The sequence below is a fragment of the Mycobacterium shottsii genome (assembly GCF_010728525.1).
Classification (GTDB): domain Bacteria; phylum Actinomycetota; class Actinomycetes; order Mycobacteriales; family Mycobacteriaceae; genus Mycobacterium; species Mycobacterium marinum.
This window is the reverse complement of the sequence record NZ_AP022572.1, coordinates 2,375,617-2,391,306: the sequence shown is the minus strand read 5'-3', so window position 1 is coordinate 2,391,306 and position 15,690 is coordinate 2,375,617. Positions and strand designations below refer to the sequence as shown.

General features: G+C 68.5%; 10 protein-coding genes and 3 pseudogenes. 9 read left to right on the top strand and 4 right to left on the bottom strand.

What is annotated here, in order from left to right; all coding sequences use genetic code 11:
- The first annotated feature begins 33 nt into the window (after positions 1-33).
- Positions 34-453, top strand: coding sequence for a pyridoxamine 5'-phosphate oxidase family protein (locus G6N41_RS11250; protein WP_198967388.1), 420 nt, complete (start codon positions 34-36; stop codon positions 451-453).
- A gap of 85 nt (positions 454-538) precedes the next feature.
- Here the strand turns inward: G6N41_RS11250 and groL are convergent, their stop codons facing one another.
- A complete protein-coding gene (gene groL, locus G6N41_RS11245; RefSeq protein WP_012392707.1) occupies positions 539-2,164 on the bottom strand; it encodes a chaperonin GroEL in 1,626 nt (541 codons plus the stop codon).
- A 309-nt stretch (positions 2,165-2,473) separates the two neighbouring features.
- Here groL and G6N41_RS11240 point away from each other — a divergent pair, with 309 nt between their 5' ends.
- The 7 genes and pseudogenes from G6N41_RS11240 to G6N41_RS11210 all read left to right on the top strand — a co-directional run bounded on the left by G6N41_RS11240 (position 2,474) and on the right by G6N41_RS11210 (position 11,794).
- Complete coding sequence (locus G6N41_RS11240; RefSeq protein ID WP_036451831.1) at positions 2,474-2,977, top strand: cupin domain-containing protein; 504 nt, start codon at positions 2,474-2,476, stop codon at positions 2,975-2,977.
- A gap of 46 nt (positions 2,978-3,023) precedes the next feature.
- Positions 3,024-3,962 (top strand): SDR family NAD(P)-dependent oxidoreductase, encoded by a 939-nt coding sequence (locus tag G6N41_RS11235; protein WP_198967387.1) that lies wholly within the window; start codon positions 3,024-3,026, stop codon positions 3,960-3,962.
- An 18-nt stretch (positions 3,963-3,980) separates the two neighbouring features.
- The gene (moeA, locus tag G6N41_RS11230; protein ID WP_198967386.1) at positions 3,981-5,186 is read left to right on the top strand and encodes a molybdopterin molybdotransferase MoeA; all 1,206 of its coding nucleotides are present in this window, start codon (positions 3,981-3,983) and stop codon (positions 5,184-5,186) included.
- Positions 5,187-5,499: 313 nt separating this feature from the next.
- A pseudogene (locus tag G6N41_RS29530) lies at positions 5,500-7,943 on the top strand (PE family protein).
- Between the two features lie 85 nt (positions 7,944-8,028).
- Positions 8,029-8,751, top strand: coding sequence for a phosphatidylserine decarboxylase (locus G6N41_RS11220; RefSeq protein WP_198967385.1), 723 nt, complete (start codon positions 8,029-8,031; stop codon positions 8,749-8,751).
- Positions 8,748-9,623: a CDP-diacylglycerol--serine O-phosphatidyltransferase gene (gene pssA / locus G6N41_RS11215; RefSeq protein WP_020728031.1), complete on the top strand. Its 876-nt coding sequence runs from the start codon at positions 8,748-8,750 to the stop codon at positions 9,621-9,623. Before G6N41_RS11220 ends, pssA begins: the two co-directional genes overlap by 4 nt.
- The gene (locus G6N41_RS11210) at positions 9,620-11,794 is read left to right on the top strand and encodes an AAA family ATPase (RefSeq protein WP_198967384.1); all 2,175 of its coding nucleotides are present in this window, start codon (positions 9,620-9,622) and stop codon (positions 11,792-11,794) included. Before pssA ends, G6N41_RS11210 begins: the two co-directional genes overlap by 4 nt.
- Before the next feature lie 20 nt (positions 11,795-11,814).
- On the opposite strand, the pseudogene G6N41_RS11205 reads toward G6N41_RS11210, so the two are convergent.
- From G6N41_RS11205 to G6N41_RS11195, 3 genes and pseudogenes are all read right to left on the bottom strand, one after another.
- A pseudogene (locus G6N41_RS11205) lies at positions 11,815-12,688 on the bottom strand (IS5 family transposase).
- 46 nt (positions 12,689-12,734) lie between these two features.
- The gene (locus G6N41_RS11200; protein ID WP_198967383.1) at positions 12,735-13,391 is read right to left on the bottom strand and encodes an LON peptidase substrate-binding domain-containing protein; all 657 of its coding nucleotides are present in this window, start codon (positions 13,389-13,391) and stop codon (positions 12,735-12,737) included.
- Positions 13,392-13,529: 138 nt separating this feature from the next.
- A pseudogene (locus tag G6N41_RS11195) lies at positions 13,530-14,836 on the bottom strand (MFS transporter).
- 45 nt (positions 14,837-14,881) lie between these two features.
- On the opposite strand from G6N41_RS11195, the gene G6N41_RS11190 reads away from it, so the two are divergent.
- Entirely contained in the window at positions 14,882-15,592 is a 711-nt protein-coding gene (locus G6N41_RS11190; RefSeq protein WP_231608933.1) for a FadR/GntR family transcriptional regulator, read from the top strand.
- The last annotated feature ends 98 nt before the right edge of the window (positions 15,593-15,690 follow it).

Here is a 15,690-nt window from a genome sequence, read left to right as displayed (position 1 = left end):
CACCCCATCCGGCCGGCATCTATCCTCGATTGCATGGCTGCCAAGAAGGTGGACCTCAAGCGGTTGGCCGACGCCTTGACCGACTACCCGTTCGCCTACCTGATCACCGTTGACGACGACCACCACGTGCACACGGTGACCGTGGAACCGGTGCTGCGAGGCCTGCGCGACGGCCCGGACGGACCGCGCGCGGTCATCGAGGTCGGGCTGATCGGCGGCCGCACCCGCGCCAACCTGGCCAGCCATGGTGATGCCACGCTCCTGTGGCCGCCACCCGAGCCCGGCGGCTATTCGCTGATCGTTGATGGGCGCGCCGAGGTATCCGACGCCGGCGCCGAAACGGCCCAGTGCGCTGTGCTGCCCACCAAGGCGTTGCTGCACCGCAACGCCGACTCTGCCGCCACAGCCAGCGGCTTCCTGCATGACTGCGTCGTGTTCTCCGAGCCTTCCTAGCGCGCGCCCGTACACACACGAAAAGCCCGGCCCCCCGAAGGGAACCGGGCTTTTTCGTGCTTGCGAACTTGCGCGCCTTGCGGACTTAGAAGTCCATGCCGCCCATGCCGCCGGTCGGGTCGCCCGCGGGAGCGGCCGCCTTCTCCGGCTTGTCGGCGACAACGGCCTCGGTCGTCAGGAACAGACCCGCGATGGACGCCGCGTTCTGCAGCGCCGAACGGGTCACCTTGACCGGGTCGGCAACGCCGGCCTTGAGCAGGTCCTCGTACACACCGGTGGCGGCATTCAAGCCGGTACCGGCGGGCGAGTTACGGACCTTCTCGGCCACCACACCGGGCTCCAAGCCACCGTTGAAAGCGATCTGCTTCAGCGGAGCCTCGAGAGCCACCCGGACGATGTTGGCGCCGGTGGCCTCGTCACCGGACAGCTTCAGCTCGTCCAGCGACGGGACCGCGTGCAGCAGGGCGACGCCACCACCGGCGACGATGCCCTCCTCAACGGCAGCCTTGGCGTTACGGACCGCGTCCTCGATGCGGTGCTTGCGCTCCTTGAGCTCCACCTCGGTGGCAGCCCCGGCCTTGATCACCGCAACACCGCCGGCCAGCTTGGCCAGGCGCTCCTGCAGCTTCTCACGGTCGTAGTCGGAGTCGCTGTTCTCGATCTCGGCGCGGATCTGGGCCACCCGTCCAGCGATGGCGTCGGAGTCACCGGCGCCCTCGACGATGGTGGTCTCGTCCTTGGTGATGACGACCTTGCGGGCCTTACCCAGCAGCGAGATGTCGGCGGTCTCGAGGGAGAGGCCAACCTCTTCGCTGATGACCTGACCACCGGTGAGGATGGCCATGTCCTGCAGCATCGCCTTGCGGCGGTCACCGAAGCCGGGGGCCTTGACCGCCACCGACTTGAAGGTGCCACGGATCTTGTTGACGACCAGGGTGGACAGCGCCTCGCCCTCGACGTCCTCGGCGATGATCAGCAGCGGCTTGCCGCCCTGAATGACCTTCTCCAGCAGCGGCAGCAGGTCCTTCACGGTGGACACCTTGGAGCTGACCAGCAGGATGTAGGGGTCCTCCAGGACCGCTTCCTGACGCTCGGCGTCGGTGACGAAGTAGCCCGAGATGTAGCCCTTGTCGAACCGCATCCCCTCGGTGAGCTCGAGCTGCAGGCCGAAGGTGTTGGACTCCTCGACGGTGATGACGCCCTCGTTGCCCACCTTGTCCATCGCCTCGGCGATCAGGTCGCCGATCGACTGGTCGCCGGCGGAGATGGCTGCGGTCGCCGCGATCTGCTCCTTGGTCTCGACCTCTTTAGCCGACTTGAGCAAGGTCTCGGTGACCTTCTCGACTGCCTTCTCGATGCCGCGCTTCAGACCGAGCGGGTTGGCACCGGCCGCAACGTTGCGCAGGCCTTCCTTGACCAGCGCCTGGGCCAGCACGGTGGCCGTCGTCGTGCCGTCACCGGCCACGTCGTCGGTCTTCTTGGCAACTTCCTTGACCAGCTCAGCGCCGATCTTCTCGTACGGGTCCTCCAGCTCGATCTCCTTGGCGATGGACACACCATCGTTGGTGATCGTGGGGGCACCCCACTTCTTCTCCAGGACGACGTTGCGACCCTTGGGGCCCAACGTCACCTTTACCGCGTCGGCGAGGGCGTTGAGGCCCCGCTCGAGGCCGCGACGGGCCTCTTCGTCGTACGCAATTGTCTTGGCCATTGCGAAGTGATTCCTCCGGATTGGGAATGAAACGGGGGTCACCGGGTAATGGCAACCCCGTTACTTACGCTGGCCGGGCGCAGTGCCCGCGACGGACGACCGAAGCCAGGTCGCAGATCACGACCAGGCCCGTTCTCACCGTCCCGACCTAGCACTCGCGGGTCGCGAGTGCCAACGTCATTTTTAGCACTCGCCTATGTCGAGTGCAAGGACGCCCCCACCCGCCGACGTTACGGCGCGCGCCGCGGCGGGCGGGCGCTCGGCCCGAACAACGGCCTGTCGCGTGAAGCGTTGGGCCACACTGGGGTGATGTCGCTCGTCATGCCTGCCTACCCGCCCTATCCTCCAGCGCGCTACACCGGCGACAAGGGAGAGGTCAGTGCTCGGCTGAAACGTCGGGACGAACCTCCCAACCTGGAGTTGGGCGGCACCAAGTACCACTACCTGGCCACCCAGAAAACCACCGATGGCGATTTTGGGCTCTACCGCGTCGATATCGCCCCGGCCGGAGGTGGGCCGGGTCCGCATTTCCACAAGACGATGTCGGAGTCCTTCTTCGTCCTGTCCGGGTCGATGCGCATGCACGACGGGCGAGACTGGGTCGACGCATCCGCCGGCGATTACCTCTATGTACCGCCCGGCGGAGTGCACGGCTTTCGCAACGAGTCCGACCAGCCGGCATCGATCCTGATCCTGTTCGCCCCCGGCGCCCCGCGCGAGGACTACTTCGAGGGGTTCCCGGGCCTGGCCGACATGACCGACGACCAACGCCGGGAGTTCTTCGTCGCGCACGACAACTTCTGGGTCCAATAGTTCTGGCGCCGGGGCCGCCCGGGCCGGAAGTGAGTATGTTCTGGCCATGAGTGCTAACGGGAAAGCCAAGAGTCATTGGTCGTCCTCCGACATCCCGGATCAAAGCGGCCGGGTGGTGGTGGTCACCGGCGCCAATACCGGGCTCGGCTACCACACGGCCGAGGCGTTGGCCGGCCGCGGCGCGCACGTCGTGCTGGCGGTACGCAACCCGGAGAAGGGCAATGCCGCCGTGGCAGAAATCGTTGCGGCCAAGCCCCAGGCCGACGTCACGTTGCAGGCCCTGGACCTGAGCTCGCTGGACTCGGTGCGCAGCGCCGCCGATGCACTGCGTTCGGCCTACCCACGCATCGACCTGCTGATCAACAACGCCGGCGTGATGTGGACACCGAAGCAGGTGACCAAGGACGGCTTCGAGATGCAGTTCGGCACCAACCACCTGGGCCACTTCGCGCTGACCGGGTTGTTGCTGGATCACTTGCTGCCGGTACCCGGCTCGCGGGTGATCACGGTCAGCAGCCTGGGCCACCGCATTCGGGCCGCGATCCACTTCGACGATCTGCAGTGGGAACGCAGCTACAACCGAGTCGCGGCATATGGACAGTCCAAGCTGGCCAACCTGCTGTTCACCTACGAGCTGCAGCGCAGGCTCGCGGCGGACTCCCAGGCCGCGACGATCGCCGTCGCGGCCCACCCCAGCGGCTCCAATACCGAACTGGCCCGAAACCTGCCACGGATGTTGGTTCCGCTAGCCAACATTCTCGGCCCGGCGCTGTTCCAGAACGCGCAGATGGGTGCTCTGCCGACGCTGCGCGCCGCCACCGATCCCTCGGTGGCCAGCGGCCAGTACTACGGTCCGGACGGTTTCGCCGAGCAGCGCGGCCACCCGAAAATCGTCCAGTCCAGCGCTCAATCTCACGACGAGGACCTGCAACGTCGGCTTTGGACGGTCTCCGAGGAGCTCACCGGGGTCAGCTTCCCGGTCTAGCGGGCCGATAATGGCCGCATGCGGTCGGTCGAGGAGCATCAGCGGGTCGTCACCAACATGGTCCGGGCCCGTCCCGTCGCCAAGGTCCCATTGCAGCAAGCGCAGGGCCTGGTGCTCGCCGACGACGTGGTCGCCCCGCTGCCGCTACCGGTGTTCGACAACTCCGCGATGGACGGCTACGCGGTGCGGGCCGAGGACACCGTGGGCGCGAGTGCGCAGCACCCGGTGGTGTTGCCAGTGGCCGAGGACATTCCGGCGGGGCGCGTCGACCAACTGAGGCTGCACCCTGGGACGGCGCACCGGATCATGACCGGGGCGCCGGTACCCACCGGCGCGACGGCGATCGTGCCGGTGGAAGCCACCGACGGGGGCCTCGAAACGGTACAGATCAGCCAGCCCGCTGTCGCGGGCAAGCACGTCCGGCGCGCGGGTGAAGATGTCGCCGCCGGTACCACCGTCCTGCAAGCCGGCCAGCTGGTGACACCGGCAGCGCTGGGCTTGGCCGCCGCGCTGGGGCTGGCCGAGCTGAGCGTGATCCCCCGCCAGCGCGTGCTGGTGGTCTCCACCGGCACGGAGCTGGTACCGCCGGGCACGCCACTGCAACCCGGACAGATCTACGAGTCCAACGCGGTCATGCTGGCTGCCGCGGCCCGCGACGCCGGTGCGGTCGTGGTGGCCACCGACACCGCTGGGGACGATGTCGCGCAGTTCGTCGCGATTCTCGACCGACACGCGGGTGCCGCGGACCTGATCATCACCAGCGGGGGGGTCAGTGCCGGAGCCTATGAGGTTGTCAAAGACGCCTTCGGCCGCGAAGGCGATCAGGGCGTCGAGTTCGTCAAGGTGGCGATGCAACCGGGAATGCCCCAGGGCGTCGGCCTGGTGGTCGGCACGCCGATCGTGACCCTGCCCGGCAACCCGGTCAGCGCGCTGGTGTCCTTTGAGGTGTTCATCCGTCCCGCGCTGCGCCTGGCCATGGGTCTGCCGGATCCGCGGCGACCACAGCGGACCGCGGTACTGACCGAGACGGTCACCTCACCGCGCGGCAAGCGGCAGTTCCGGCGCGCGATCCTCGACATCGGCACCGGACAGGTCACCAGCTACGGGCCGCCGGCCTCGCACCACTTGCGCTGGCTGGCCTCGGCCAACGCCTTGCTGGAGATTCCGCAGGATGACGTGGAGGTGTCCGCCGGAACCCAGGTGCAAGTCTGGGATTTGACCTAAACCGCGGCGACCGCGCCCGATATCGGTCCAATGCCCGACTGATCGCACCCCGGATCCAGGCCGGGAGCCCGCGGATCGACTATCCCCAGAAAATGAGATACCGAACGCAAAAATGAGACGATATTGTCTCGTCAATTACATTTATGGATCTGGCGTAAACCCGCCTTTGTAAAAAGGCTTTATATTTAGCTTACTAAATAGACCGTTTTGATAAATCTTTGCAGATCTCCAGAGTGATCAAGAATGCGAAACAAATACGATCCGTTCGACTGCTGCTTAATCGCCAAAAGCCAGGGAAACGGACGGGATACGCATGTCTTATGTGATAGCGACACCAGATTTATTGAGCGCGGCCGCAACGGATTGGGCCGGCATTGGCAACACCATCGGCCAGGCCAGCTATGCGGCGGCCGCCCCGACGACCGCGGTGATATCCGCCGCCGCCGATGAGATATCAATGCAGATCGCAGCGCTTTTCGGCGCGCACGGCCAAGCTTTCCAGGCGGTCAGCTCACAAGCGGCACTATTTCATGATCAATTCGTGCAGGCCTTGACCACCGGCGCGAGCTCATACGCGAGCGCCGAGGCGGCGTCGCAAAATCTGCTCAACTTGGTGAACGCCCCCACCCAGGCGTTGCTGAATCGCCCGTTGATCGGCAATGGAGCCAACGGGGCCGCGGGAACCGGCGCGAGCGGTGGCGACGGCGGAATACTGATCGGCAATGGCGGGGCCGGCGGATCGGGCGCGAGCGGCGTCACCGGCGGGGCCGGCGGGGCCGGTGGCGCCGCCGGGCTGCTGGCCGGCACGGCCGGCGCGGGAGGCTCGGGTGGGCTCGGAGCGGGCGGCGCCGGCGGAGCCGGCGGCCAAGGCGGAACCGGTGGGCTATTCAGCGCGGGCGGGGCCGGCGGCATCGGTGGGGTGGGCGCCAGCGGTGGCACCGGCGGTGCGGGCGGCCTCGGGCTGTTCGGCGCCGGCGGGGCCGGCGGACTAGCCAACAGCGCGGTCGGCGGTGCCGGCGGGGCCGGCGGGGCCAGTCTGCTGTTCGGCAACGGTGGCGCGGGCGGGCTCGGCGGCGGCGGAGCGACTGCCGGGGGCGCGGGCGGGCAGGGCGGCGACGCCGGCACCCTCTACGGCGACGGCGGCGTCGGCGGGGCCGGCGGGGCCGGCGGCAACATTCCCGGCAGCAGCGGCGGGGCCGGTGGGGCCGGCGGCAACGCCGGCCTGTTCCACGGCGACGGCGGGGCCGGCGGCACCGGCGGAGTCGCGACCAGCGCCGGCGGTGCAGGTGGGGCCGGCGGGGCCGGCGCCATCGGCGGCGCTGCTGCCGGCGGCAAGGGGGCGACGGCGGGGATGCCGCAACGCTCTTCGGCTCCGGCGGGACCGGCGGCCACGGCGCTGCGGGCCCTGCCGCCGGCGGCGATGGCGGCCGCGGAGGCACCGGTGGCGGGCTCGCCGGATCCGGCGGAGCGGGCGGCAACGGCGCCGTGGGCACCGTCAGCGGTGTCGGCGGCGACGGCGGCAACGCCGCCGGCCTATTCGGCGACGGCGGGACCGGCGGCAACGGCGGCCTGGCCACTGCGGGTGGGGCCGGCGGCGACGGTGGGGCCGCGGGGCTGCTGTCGGGCGGCGCAGGGGTCGGTGGCACCGGCGGAATCGGGGCCGTTCTCGGTGGGGCCGGGGGCACGGGCGGCATGGCAGGTCTATTCGGGGCCGGCGGTAATGGCGGCACCGGCGGGTTCAGCCTGGCGAATGGCGGGGCCGGCGGAGCCGGCGGGGCAAGCCTGCTGTCCGGCAACGGCGGCGCCGGCGGGACCGGGGCCGGTGGAGCCGGCGGCGACGGCGGTGCCGCCGGGGCGTTCTCCGGCAACGGCGGGGCCGGCGGCGCCGGTGGCATCGCTCCCGCAGGCACCGAAGGCGGGGCCGGCGGAGCCGGCGGCAACGCCGGCGTGTTCTCCGGCACCGGTGGCGCCGGCGGGGCCGGCGGAGCCGGCCAGACTGTCGGTGGCGCCGGCGGCACCGGGGGCGGCGCCGCCACTCTCTTCGGCGCCGGCGGTGCTGGCGGAGCCGGCGCGATCGGCCTCGACACCGGCGGGGCCGGCGGAGCCGGCGGCTCGGCTGGCGCCCTCTCCGGTACCGGAGGGGCCGGCGGGATCGGCGTCGGCGGCGGCGGAGGCGGCGGTGGTGTCGGCGGGGCCGGCGGCAACGCCGGCGTGGTCTATGGCGACGGCGGCGCAGGAGGCGGCGGCACGGTCGCTGCCGGTGCGGCCGGCGGATCCGGCGGCAACGCCGCCATGCTCTTCGGCAACGGCGGGGCCGGCGGGACCGGCGCGGTCGGCGCGGCAGTCGGCGGGAACGGCGGAACCGTAGGCGACGGCGGCGGGCTCAGCGGGTCCGGCGGGGCAGGCGGAAACGGCGCAGGTGGCGGCACCGGCGGGACCGGCGGCGACGGCGGCAGGGCTCGCGGGCTCCTTGGCGACGGCGGGACCGGCGGCGACGGAGGCTTTGGCGGTATCACTTCCGGAGACGGCGGCAACGGCGGCACCGGCGCCCTGATCGGAGACGGCGGCAACGGCGGCGCGGGCGGGATCGGCCTCGGGGCTGCGCCGGGTGGTGACGGCGGCAAGGGCGGCGACGCCCAGCTGGTCGGCACAGGCGGCAATGGAGGCATTCTCGGTCTTGGTTTGCCACCGGGCACCGCCGGAACGGGCGGCACTGGCGGGACACTGATCGGCGAGAACGGGCACGACGGCGCATGACGTTGTTGACGGCGCCCCGGTGTGCTCAGGCACATCGGGGCGCCGTCCGTACACTGACCGCCACGGCGCTCCGTAAGATGGCCGCGTGGCACGACGTCCCCGCCGTTCCGACTCATCCTCCGCGGAACCGACTCTGAGCCCGCAGCATCTGCTGGCGTTGGTGCGATCCACCATCCCGCCGATACACCCGGCCGGGCGCCCCTTCATCGCTGCGGGCCTAGCCGTGGCCGGTGTCGGATACCGGCACCGCTGGGCGCGCCGGACGGGGCTGCTGGCCGCCGGCGCCTGCGCCGGCTTCTTCCGTCACCCGCCCCGGGTACCACCGAGCCGGGCCGGCGCCATCGTGGCACCCGCCGACGGCGTGATCTGCGTGATCGACACCGCGGCACCACCGGCCGAACTCAGCATGGGCGACGCGCCGCTCCCCAGGGTCAGCATCTTCTTGTCGGTATTCGACGCCCACGTGCAGCGGGCCCCGGTCAGCGGCGAGGTCGTCGCCGTCCAGCACCGGCCCGGCCGCTTCGGGTCGGCCGACCTGCCCGCGGCGAGCGACGACAACGAACGCAACAGCGTGCGCATCCGCACCGCCAACGGTGCTGAAGTGGTCGCGGTGCAGGTTGCCGGGCTGGTAGCGCGCCGCATCGTGTGCGACGCACACGTCGGAGACAAATTGGCGATCGGCGACACTTACGGCCTGATCCATTTCGGCTCTCGGCTGGATACCTACCTGCCACCGGGCACCGAGCCGGTGGTCAGAGTTGGCCAGCGCACGATTGCCGGCGAGACCATATTGGCTGACCTGCCATGACGACCAAGCCTCGGAGCAGGCGCGCGGTAAACCTGCAGATCTTGCCCAGCGCAATGACGGTGCTGTCCATCTGTGCCGGGCTGACCTCGATCAAATTCGCCCTCGAACACCAGCCGGTGCCGGCGATGGCGCTGATCGCGGCGGCGGCCATTCTGGACGGACTCGACGGCCGGGTGGCCCGCATTCTGGACGCCCAGTCGCGCATGGGCGCTGAAATCGACTCCCTGGCCGATGCGGTGAATTTCGGCGTGACGCCCGCGCTGGTGCTCTATGTCACGATGCTGTCGAAGTGGCAGGTCGGTTGGGTTGTGGTGCTGCTCTACGCGGTGTGCGTCGTGCTTCGGCTGGCGCGCTTCAACGCGCTGCTGGATGACGGCACCCAGCCCGCGTACGCACACGAATTCTTCGTCGGAATGCCCGCACCGGCGGGCGCGGTTTCCATGATCGGTCTGCTGGCCTTGAAGATGCAGTTCGGTGAGGGCTGGTGGACCTCGGTGTGGTTCCTGGCGTTCTGGATCACCGGCACTTCGATGCTGATGGTCAGCGGGATCCCCATGAAGAAGATGCATGCCGTGGCGGTGCCGCCCAACCTGGCCGCGGTGCTGCTGGCGGTGCTGGCCATCATGGCGGCCGCCGCGGTGCTGGCTCCCTACATCTTGATCTGGGTGATCATCATCGCCTACGTGTGTCACATTCCGTTCGCGGTGCGCAGCAAGCGCTGGCTGGCCGAGCATCCCGAGGTGTGGGGCGACAAGCCCAAGCAACGACGCGCCGCGCGGCGCGCGATTCGCAGAGCGCAGCCGCATCGCCGGTCGGTGGCGCGCCGTTCGGTGGCGCGGCTGGGGCTGCGCAAGCCGGGCGGGCGGTTGTGACCAGCCCCTATGGGGCTCCACAGCTGACGCTGACCGCCCGGCTGAACACGTCGGCGGTGGACTCACGTCGAGGCGTGGTGCGGTTGCACCCGAGCGCCATTGCCGCCCTCGGGATCCGGGAGTGGGATGCGGTTTCGTTGACCGGGTCCCGAACGACCGCGGCGGTGGCCGGCATGGCTGATGACCAGGTCCCGGTCGGCACCATATTGCTGGACGACGTGACCCTGTCCAACGCCGGACTACGCGAAGGCACTGCGGTGCTGGTCAACTCGGTCACCGTCTACGGTGCACGGACCGTGACGCTGAGCGGCTCGTCGCTTGCCACCCAATCGCTTTCGCCGATCACCTTGCGCCAGGCGCTGCTGGGCAAGGTGATGACCGTCGGCGACGCGGTGTCGCTGTTGCCCCGCGACCTGGGCCCGGGCACCTCGACTTCGGCCGCCAGCCAGGCGTTGGCGTCGGCGGTCGGCATCAGCTGGACATCGGAGCTGTTGACCGTCACCGGCGTCGATCCCGATACGCCGGTCAGTGTGCAGCCGAACACGTTGGTCACCTGGGGCACCGGGGTACCCCACACCGCGCAGTCATCCCAGGCCGAGCGGTTCAGCGTGGCCACCCCGGAGATCCAGGTCGAGGAGCTCAAGGGTGCCCAGCCGCAGGCGGCCAAGCTCACCGAATGGCTCAAGCTCGCCCTCGATGAACCTCACCTACTGCAGTCTTTGGGTGCGGGCACCAACCTGGGCGTGCTGGTGTCCGGTCCGGCCGGAGTCGGCAAGGTGACGCTGGTGCGTGCGGTGTGTGCCGGACGCCGGCTGGTCGAACTCGACGGTCCCGAGGTTGGTGCGCTGGCCCCGGAAAATCGGCTCAAGGCCGTGGCCTCAGCCGTCGCGACGGTTCGCGACGGCGGCGGGGTGCTGTTGATCACCGACGTGGACGCGCTGCCGCCGGCCACCGCGGAACCGGTAGCCGCGCTGATCCTCGGCGAGCTGCGCACCGCGGTCGCCACCGATGGCGTGGTGCTGATCGCCACTACCGCCGCGCCCGACCAGCTCGACGCCCGGTTACGCGCGCCCGACCTGTGCGACCGGGAATTGGGGTTGCCGCTGCCCGACGCGGCCACCCGCAAAGCCCTGCTGGAAGCCCTGCTGCGGCACGTACCTACCGGCGACTTGGATATTGACGAAATAGCCAGCCGCACACCGGGGTTCGTAGTTGCCGACCTGGCCGCGCTGCTGCGCGAGGCGGCGCTGCGGGCCGCTTCGCGAGCTAGTACCGATGGCCAGCCACCAGAGCTCAACCAGGAAGACCTGCTTGGCGCGCTGACCGTCATCCGCCCCCTGTCGCGCTCGGCGAGCTCGGAGGTCGCGGTGGGAAGCATCACCCTCGACGATGTCGGGGACATGGCCCAGGCCAAGCAGGCCCTGACCGAGGCGGTGCTGTGGCCCTTGCAGCATCCGGACACGTTCGCCCGGTTTGGGGTGGAGCCGCCGCGGGGGGTACTGCTCTACGGCCCACCCGGGTGCGGCAAGACCTTCGTGGTCCGGGCATTGGCCAGCACCGGGCAGTTGAGCGTGCACGCGGTCAAGGGCTCCGAGCTGATGGACAAATGGGTTGGCTCCTCGGAGAAAGCCGTCCGTGAGCTTTTTCGTCGGGCCCGCGATTCGGCGCCGTCGTTGGTGTTTCTCGACGAGGTGGATGCCCTGGCGCCCCGACGCGGGCAAAGCTTCGATTCGGGTGTTGGGGATCGGGTGGTCGCCGCCCTGCTGACCGAGCTCGACGGCATCGAGCCGCTGCGTGACGTGGTGGTGCTGGGGGCGACCAACCGCCCCGATCTGATCGATCCGGCGCTGCTGCGCCCGGGCCGGCTGGAACGGCTGGTGTTCGTCGAGCCGCCCGATGCCGAGGCGCGCCTCGAAATCCTGCGCACCGCAGGCAAATCCATCCCGCTCAGCGCCGACGTCGACCTGGACGAGGTGGCCGCGGGTCTCGACGGCTACAGCGCCGCCGACTGCGTGGCATTGCTGCGCGAGGCGGCTCTGACCGCGATGCGCCGTTCCATCGACGCGGCCGACGTCACCGCCGCGGACCTCGCCGCCGCGTGCCAGACCGTCCGCCCGTCATTGGATCCGCTGCAGGTGGATGCGTTGCGCGCGTTCGGCGAAGAGCTCTGAGCCGGACTAGGTCCTGTCTGCTAATTGCGGACGCGGTGGTAGGTGATGATGGCGGCCAGGGTGACACCGCCGAGGTAGGTCAGGGCGTATTTGTCGTAGCAGGTGGCGACCGCGCGCCAGTGTTTGAGCCGGTTGAAGCTTCGCTCGACGGTGTTACGGTGCTTGTAGATTCGGCCTGAGAACCCCGGAGGCCGTCCTCCGTTGCGGCCTTTGGCTTTGCGGCGGGTGATCTGGTCGCTGCGCTCGGGGATGGTATGGGCGATCTTGAGCCGGCGCAGCTGTGCCCGCGTCGAGTCATGGGAGTACGCCTTGTCCGCCAGCAGGCGAAACGGGGCGTATGAGTTGCTGCACCGGGCGGCCAGCAATGGCCAAAGCATCGGATTATCACCGGCTTGACCGGCCGACAGTGCCAGGGTGACCGGACTGCACAGCTGGTCGGTCAAGGCGTGGATCTTGGTAGTCAGCCCGCCGCGGGAACGCCCAATGGCGTGGTCATCGGGCTCATCGAGATATTTCTTGTAATTCGACAGATCCCCCTGTGCGGCGCCCGGAGCGCGCTCCGGCTGCGTGTTGGTGGGCGCGCACACTGGTCGAATCGACCGACAACAGTGCGCCCAGGTCGGCGTCCTCGGCGTCGAGGTCAGAGGCGATCGCCGCGAAGATCCGCGCGTAGATGCCATCGACCGACCAGCGTAGATGCCTCTCGGCCACCGATTGCCAGGGACCGAAGTGCTCGGGCAGGTCACACCACGGAGATCCCGTACGGTAACGCCAGATAATGCCCTCCAGAGTACGTCGATGATCGTTCCACGGCCGGCCACGCCGCCGCCCCGCAGGCAACACCGCCACGATCAGCGACCACAAATCATCAGAAATCGCATGCGTCCGCATCACCCAAACAGCATCAGCCAAAACACCATTCACATTAAGCAGACACGCCCTAGTCGGACAGCTGGAAATCGACCATCGCCTCGACCGAATCCACCGCCTCGGCGAGCGCGGCCAGCCGTTCACCGGCCGACGGCGCCGACAACACCGCGTAGCCGTCGGCCGGGCCCATCGGAACCCGAGACGCCAACTCGTACAACAACGTTCCCGCGTCAGCGGCGATGTCGTCGGACTGGTAGTCGAACACCACATCGCGATCCGGCAACTCGATGCCACGGGCGGTGGCGATCCTTTCGAACAACGCCATCACCCGGTCTTCGGTGGCGCGAAACTGGGCCGCACTCACCGCTGCGCCCGGCTCATCTGGCCAGATCTGTACCGTCGCGCGCGGATAGGGCTCGTCCGGGAGCCAGTCGCACACCCGAATCCGTTCCCCAGTGCGGCACAACAACTGATAACGACCCGCGTCCTCGTCGACGTATTCGGTGATCCGGGCCAGCGTCCCGACGTCGTATCGCGACTCACCGCCACCCACCTCGCGCCCACCGGCGATCAGGACCACACCGAACGGATCACCAGTATCGAGGCAGTGTCGCACCAGCGCGCTGTAGCGAGGCTCAAAGATGCGCAATGGCAGATCCTGGCCGGGCAGCATCGCCGCCTCCAGCGGAAACATCGGTGATTCGAAGGGCTTCGGAACGGCCACCATGCCCCCTCAATCCGGGTCTGCCACACCTGCCAGACAACAGTCGCGGTCCACACCACGATCGCAGCGCTGTGCAGAAACGCAGCGTATCGCGCAAGGCGGTGTGATCACCAAGGCCCGGCTCACCGGCCGGTCGCGCGGTCACGAGCAGCTCGTCGAACACTCCGGCAGCAGTTCTCCCTCGACAACGTCCTCGACAGCGTCCGACCCCGACTTCCGGGAAGGGGTCAACGTGTCTTCCAGATAGCGGGGCTTGCAGGCATGATACCCACCGGCCAGCAGTGCGATCAGCGGGACCAGGAGAAATCCAAACGACAGTTCCCACCGTCCAGTGGCGTTGTAAAGGATTCCGAAGATCAGTGGTCCTGGGCTGGCCAACAAATAGCCCATGCCCTGGGTGAAACCGGACAGCGCCGCGGAACCGGTTTCGGTGCGCGACCGCAGATTGATGAGGGTGATTGCGGCCGGGAAGGTGCTTGGGCCGAGCCCGAGAAATATCGCCCAGACGATGGGTGCGGTCAGCGGAGCCCACAGCAATCCCGCGAAACCGACGAGAAAACACAACGCAGAAGCGGCGACAATGGGGAACGGGTTGGCAGCCCTAGCGCACAGCCTGGGTGTCACCAGCGTTGCAAGGAACCCGACGCCGGAGAACGTCGCAACCATGGCGCCTCCGAGCGCTTCGCTGCCTCCGGCAGATGTCACGATCACGGGAAGCCAGGCAAACATCGCATAGGTGATCAGCGACGTCATGCTGAACATGAAGGTCAGGCCCCAGGAGATCGGCGAGCGCCAGATCGGCCCGATCGTTTTCCCGTCCGGGCAGCGCGATCGGTGCCATTGGTGCCACGGCGGACGAGGACGAGTATCCACGGTAGAACCGCAACCGCGGGAATCAGCGCCCAGATTGCGAGCGAGGCCCGCCATCCATAGGACTCGGCCAGTGGCACCGCGGCCACGGCCGGCATGATGGTGCCCAGCTGCAGGCAGGCGAGGTAGACCGCGCTCATCAAGGCGACGCGATCGTTGAAGTACTTCTTGACCAGCGGCGGGATCACAATGTTTGCGATGCCCATGCCGACGAGGGCAAGCGTGGTGAACGCCATCAGCTCGGACGTGTCGGACGCCATCGAGCGGCCGGCAGTCCCCGCCGCTGTGGCCAAGACACTGAGCAGCGCCAGACGTTCCGGGCCGAACCGGCGGCTCAGGGGCGCGGCGAACCCGGCCAAGGCGAACATGGCGGTGGGGAGCATCCCGAAGACGCCGATGACGGTACCGCCGAAGCCCATCGTGTCTGCGACCCTCGCCAGCAGGGGCGCCATCGAGGTGACGGCGGACCGCATGGTGAAGGCGGACAGTGCGATCGCCAGCAAGACCGTCACCCTGCTGGCAAACAACGACCGGCTGGCGGTTGGGTCGTGGATCGCCGGTGCCGCCACAGCAGTCATCGGAATTCCCCCAATCCAGTGTTGGACAACGGTAGGAATCACAGAATGAATGGACGTATTGGGCAAACTGCCTATGCTGGTGGCATGCAGACAGTGCGCCGACGGACACTCATCGCCCAGGTAAGCGATCAGCTGCGCGATGAGATCACGTCAGGGCGCTGGAGAGTCGGTGATCGCATTCCCACCGAACCCGAACTCTGCGAGATGACCGGAACCGCCCGCAACACGGTGCGCGAAGCCGTGCAGGCCCTGGTACACGTGGGGATACTCGAACGACGACAAGGGTCGGGCACCTACGTCATTGCCGACGTAGAACAAGGCAGCGCCCTCGCCGAATATTTCGCGGCCGCCCGCGAACGTGATCTCTGGGAACTGCGCGAGGCGGTAGAGGTCACCGCCGCCGTCCTGTCCGCGCGCCGGCGTGATGCCGCCGATATCGAGGACCTTCGGGTCCTGCTCGCCCGGCGCAACGAACTGTGGAGCCGAGAGCCGGCGAACGACAAAGAACGTACCGAGATGACTTCGGCCGACACGGCGTTGCACCGCGCCATCGTCGCGGCCAGCCACAACGAGATATATCTACAGTTCTATGACCTGCTGTTGCCAACCATCCATCGGGCGGTGGAAGCGGGCCCGGTGGGGACATGCACCTCATACGAGCGCGAACACACCGATCTGGTCGAGGCCATCATCGCCGGTGACCCACAGCGGGCAGAGGCGGCAGCACAGGTTTTCATCGCGCGACTGCGCCCCTAAATCCGGCGGCAGCCCGGATCCGGTCGTGCCCCGACCGCATTGCGGTGGCGACCGTCGTGGTCGAACTACCGCGCGAGTCCATCCGACGGCGTGCCCGG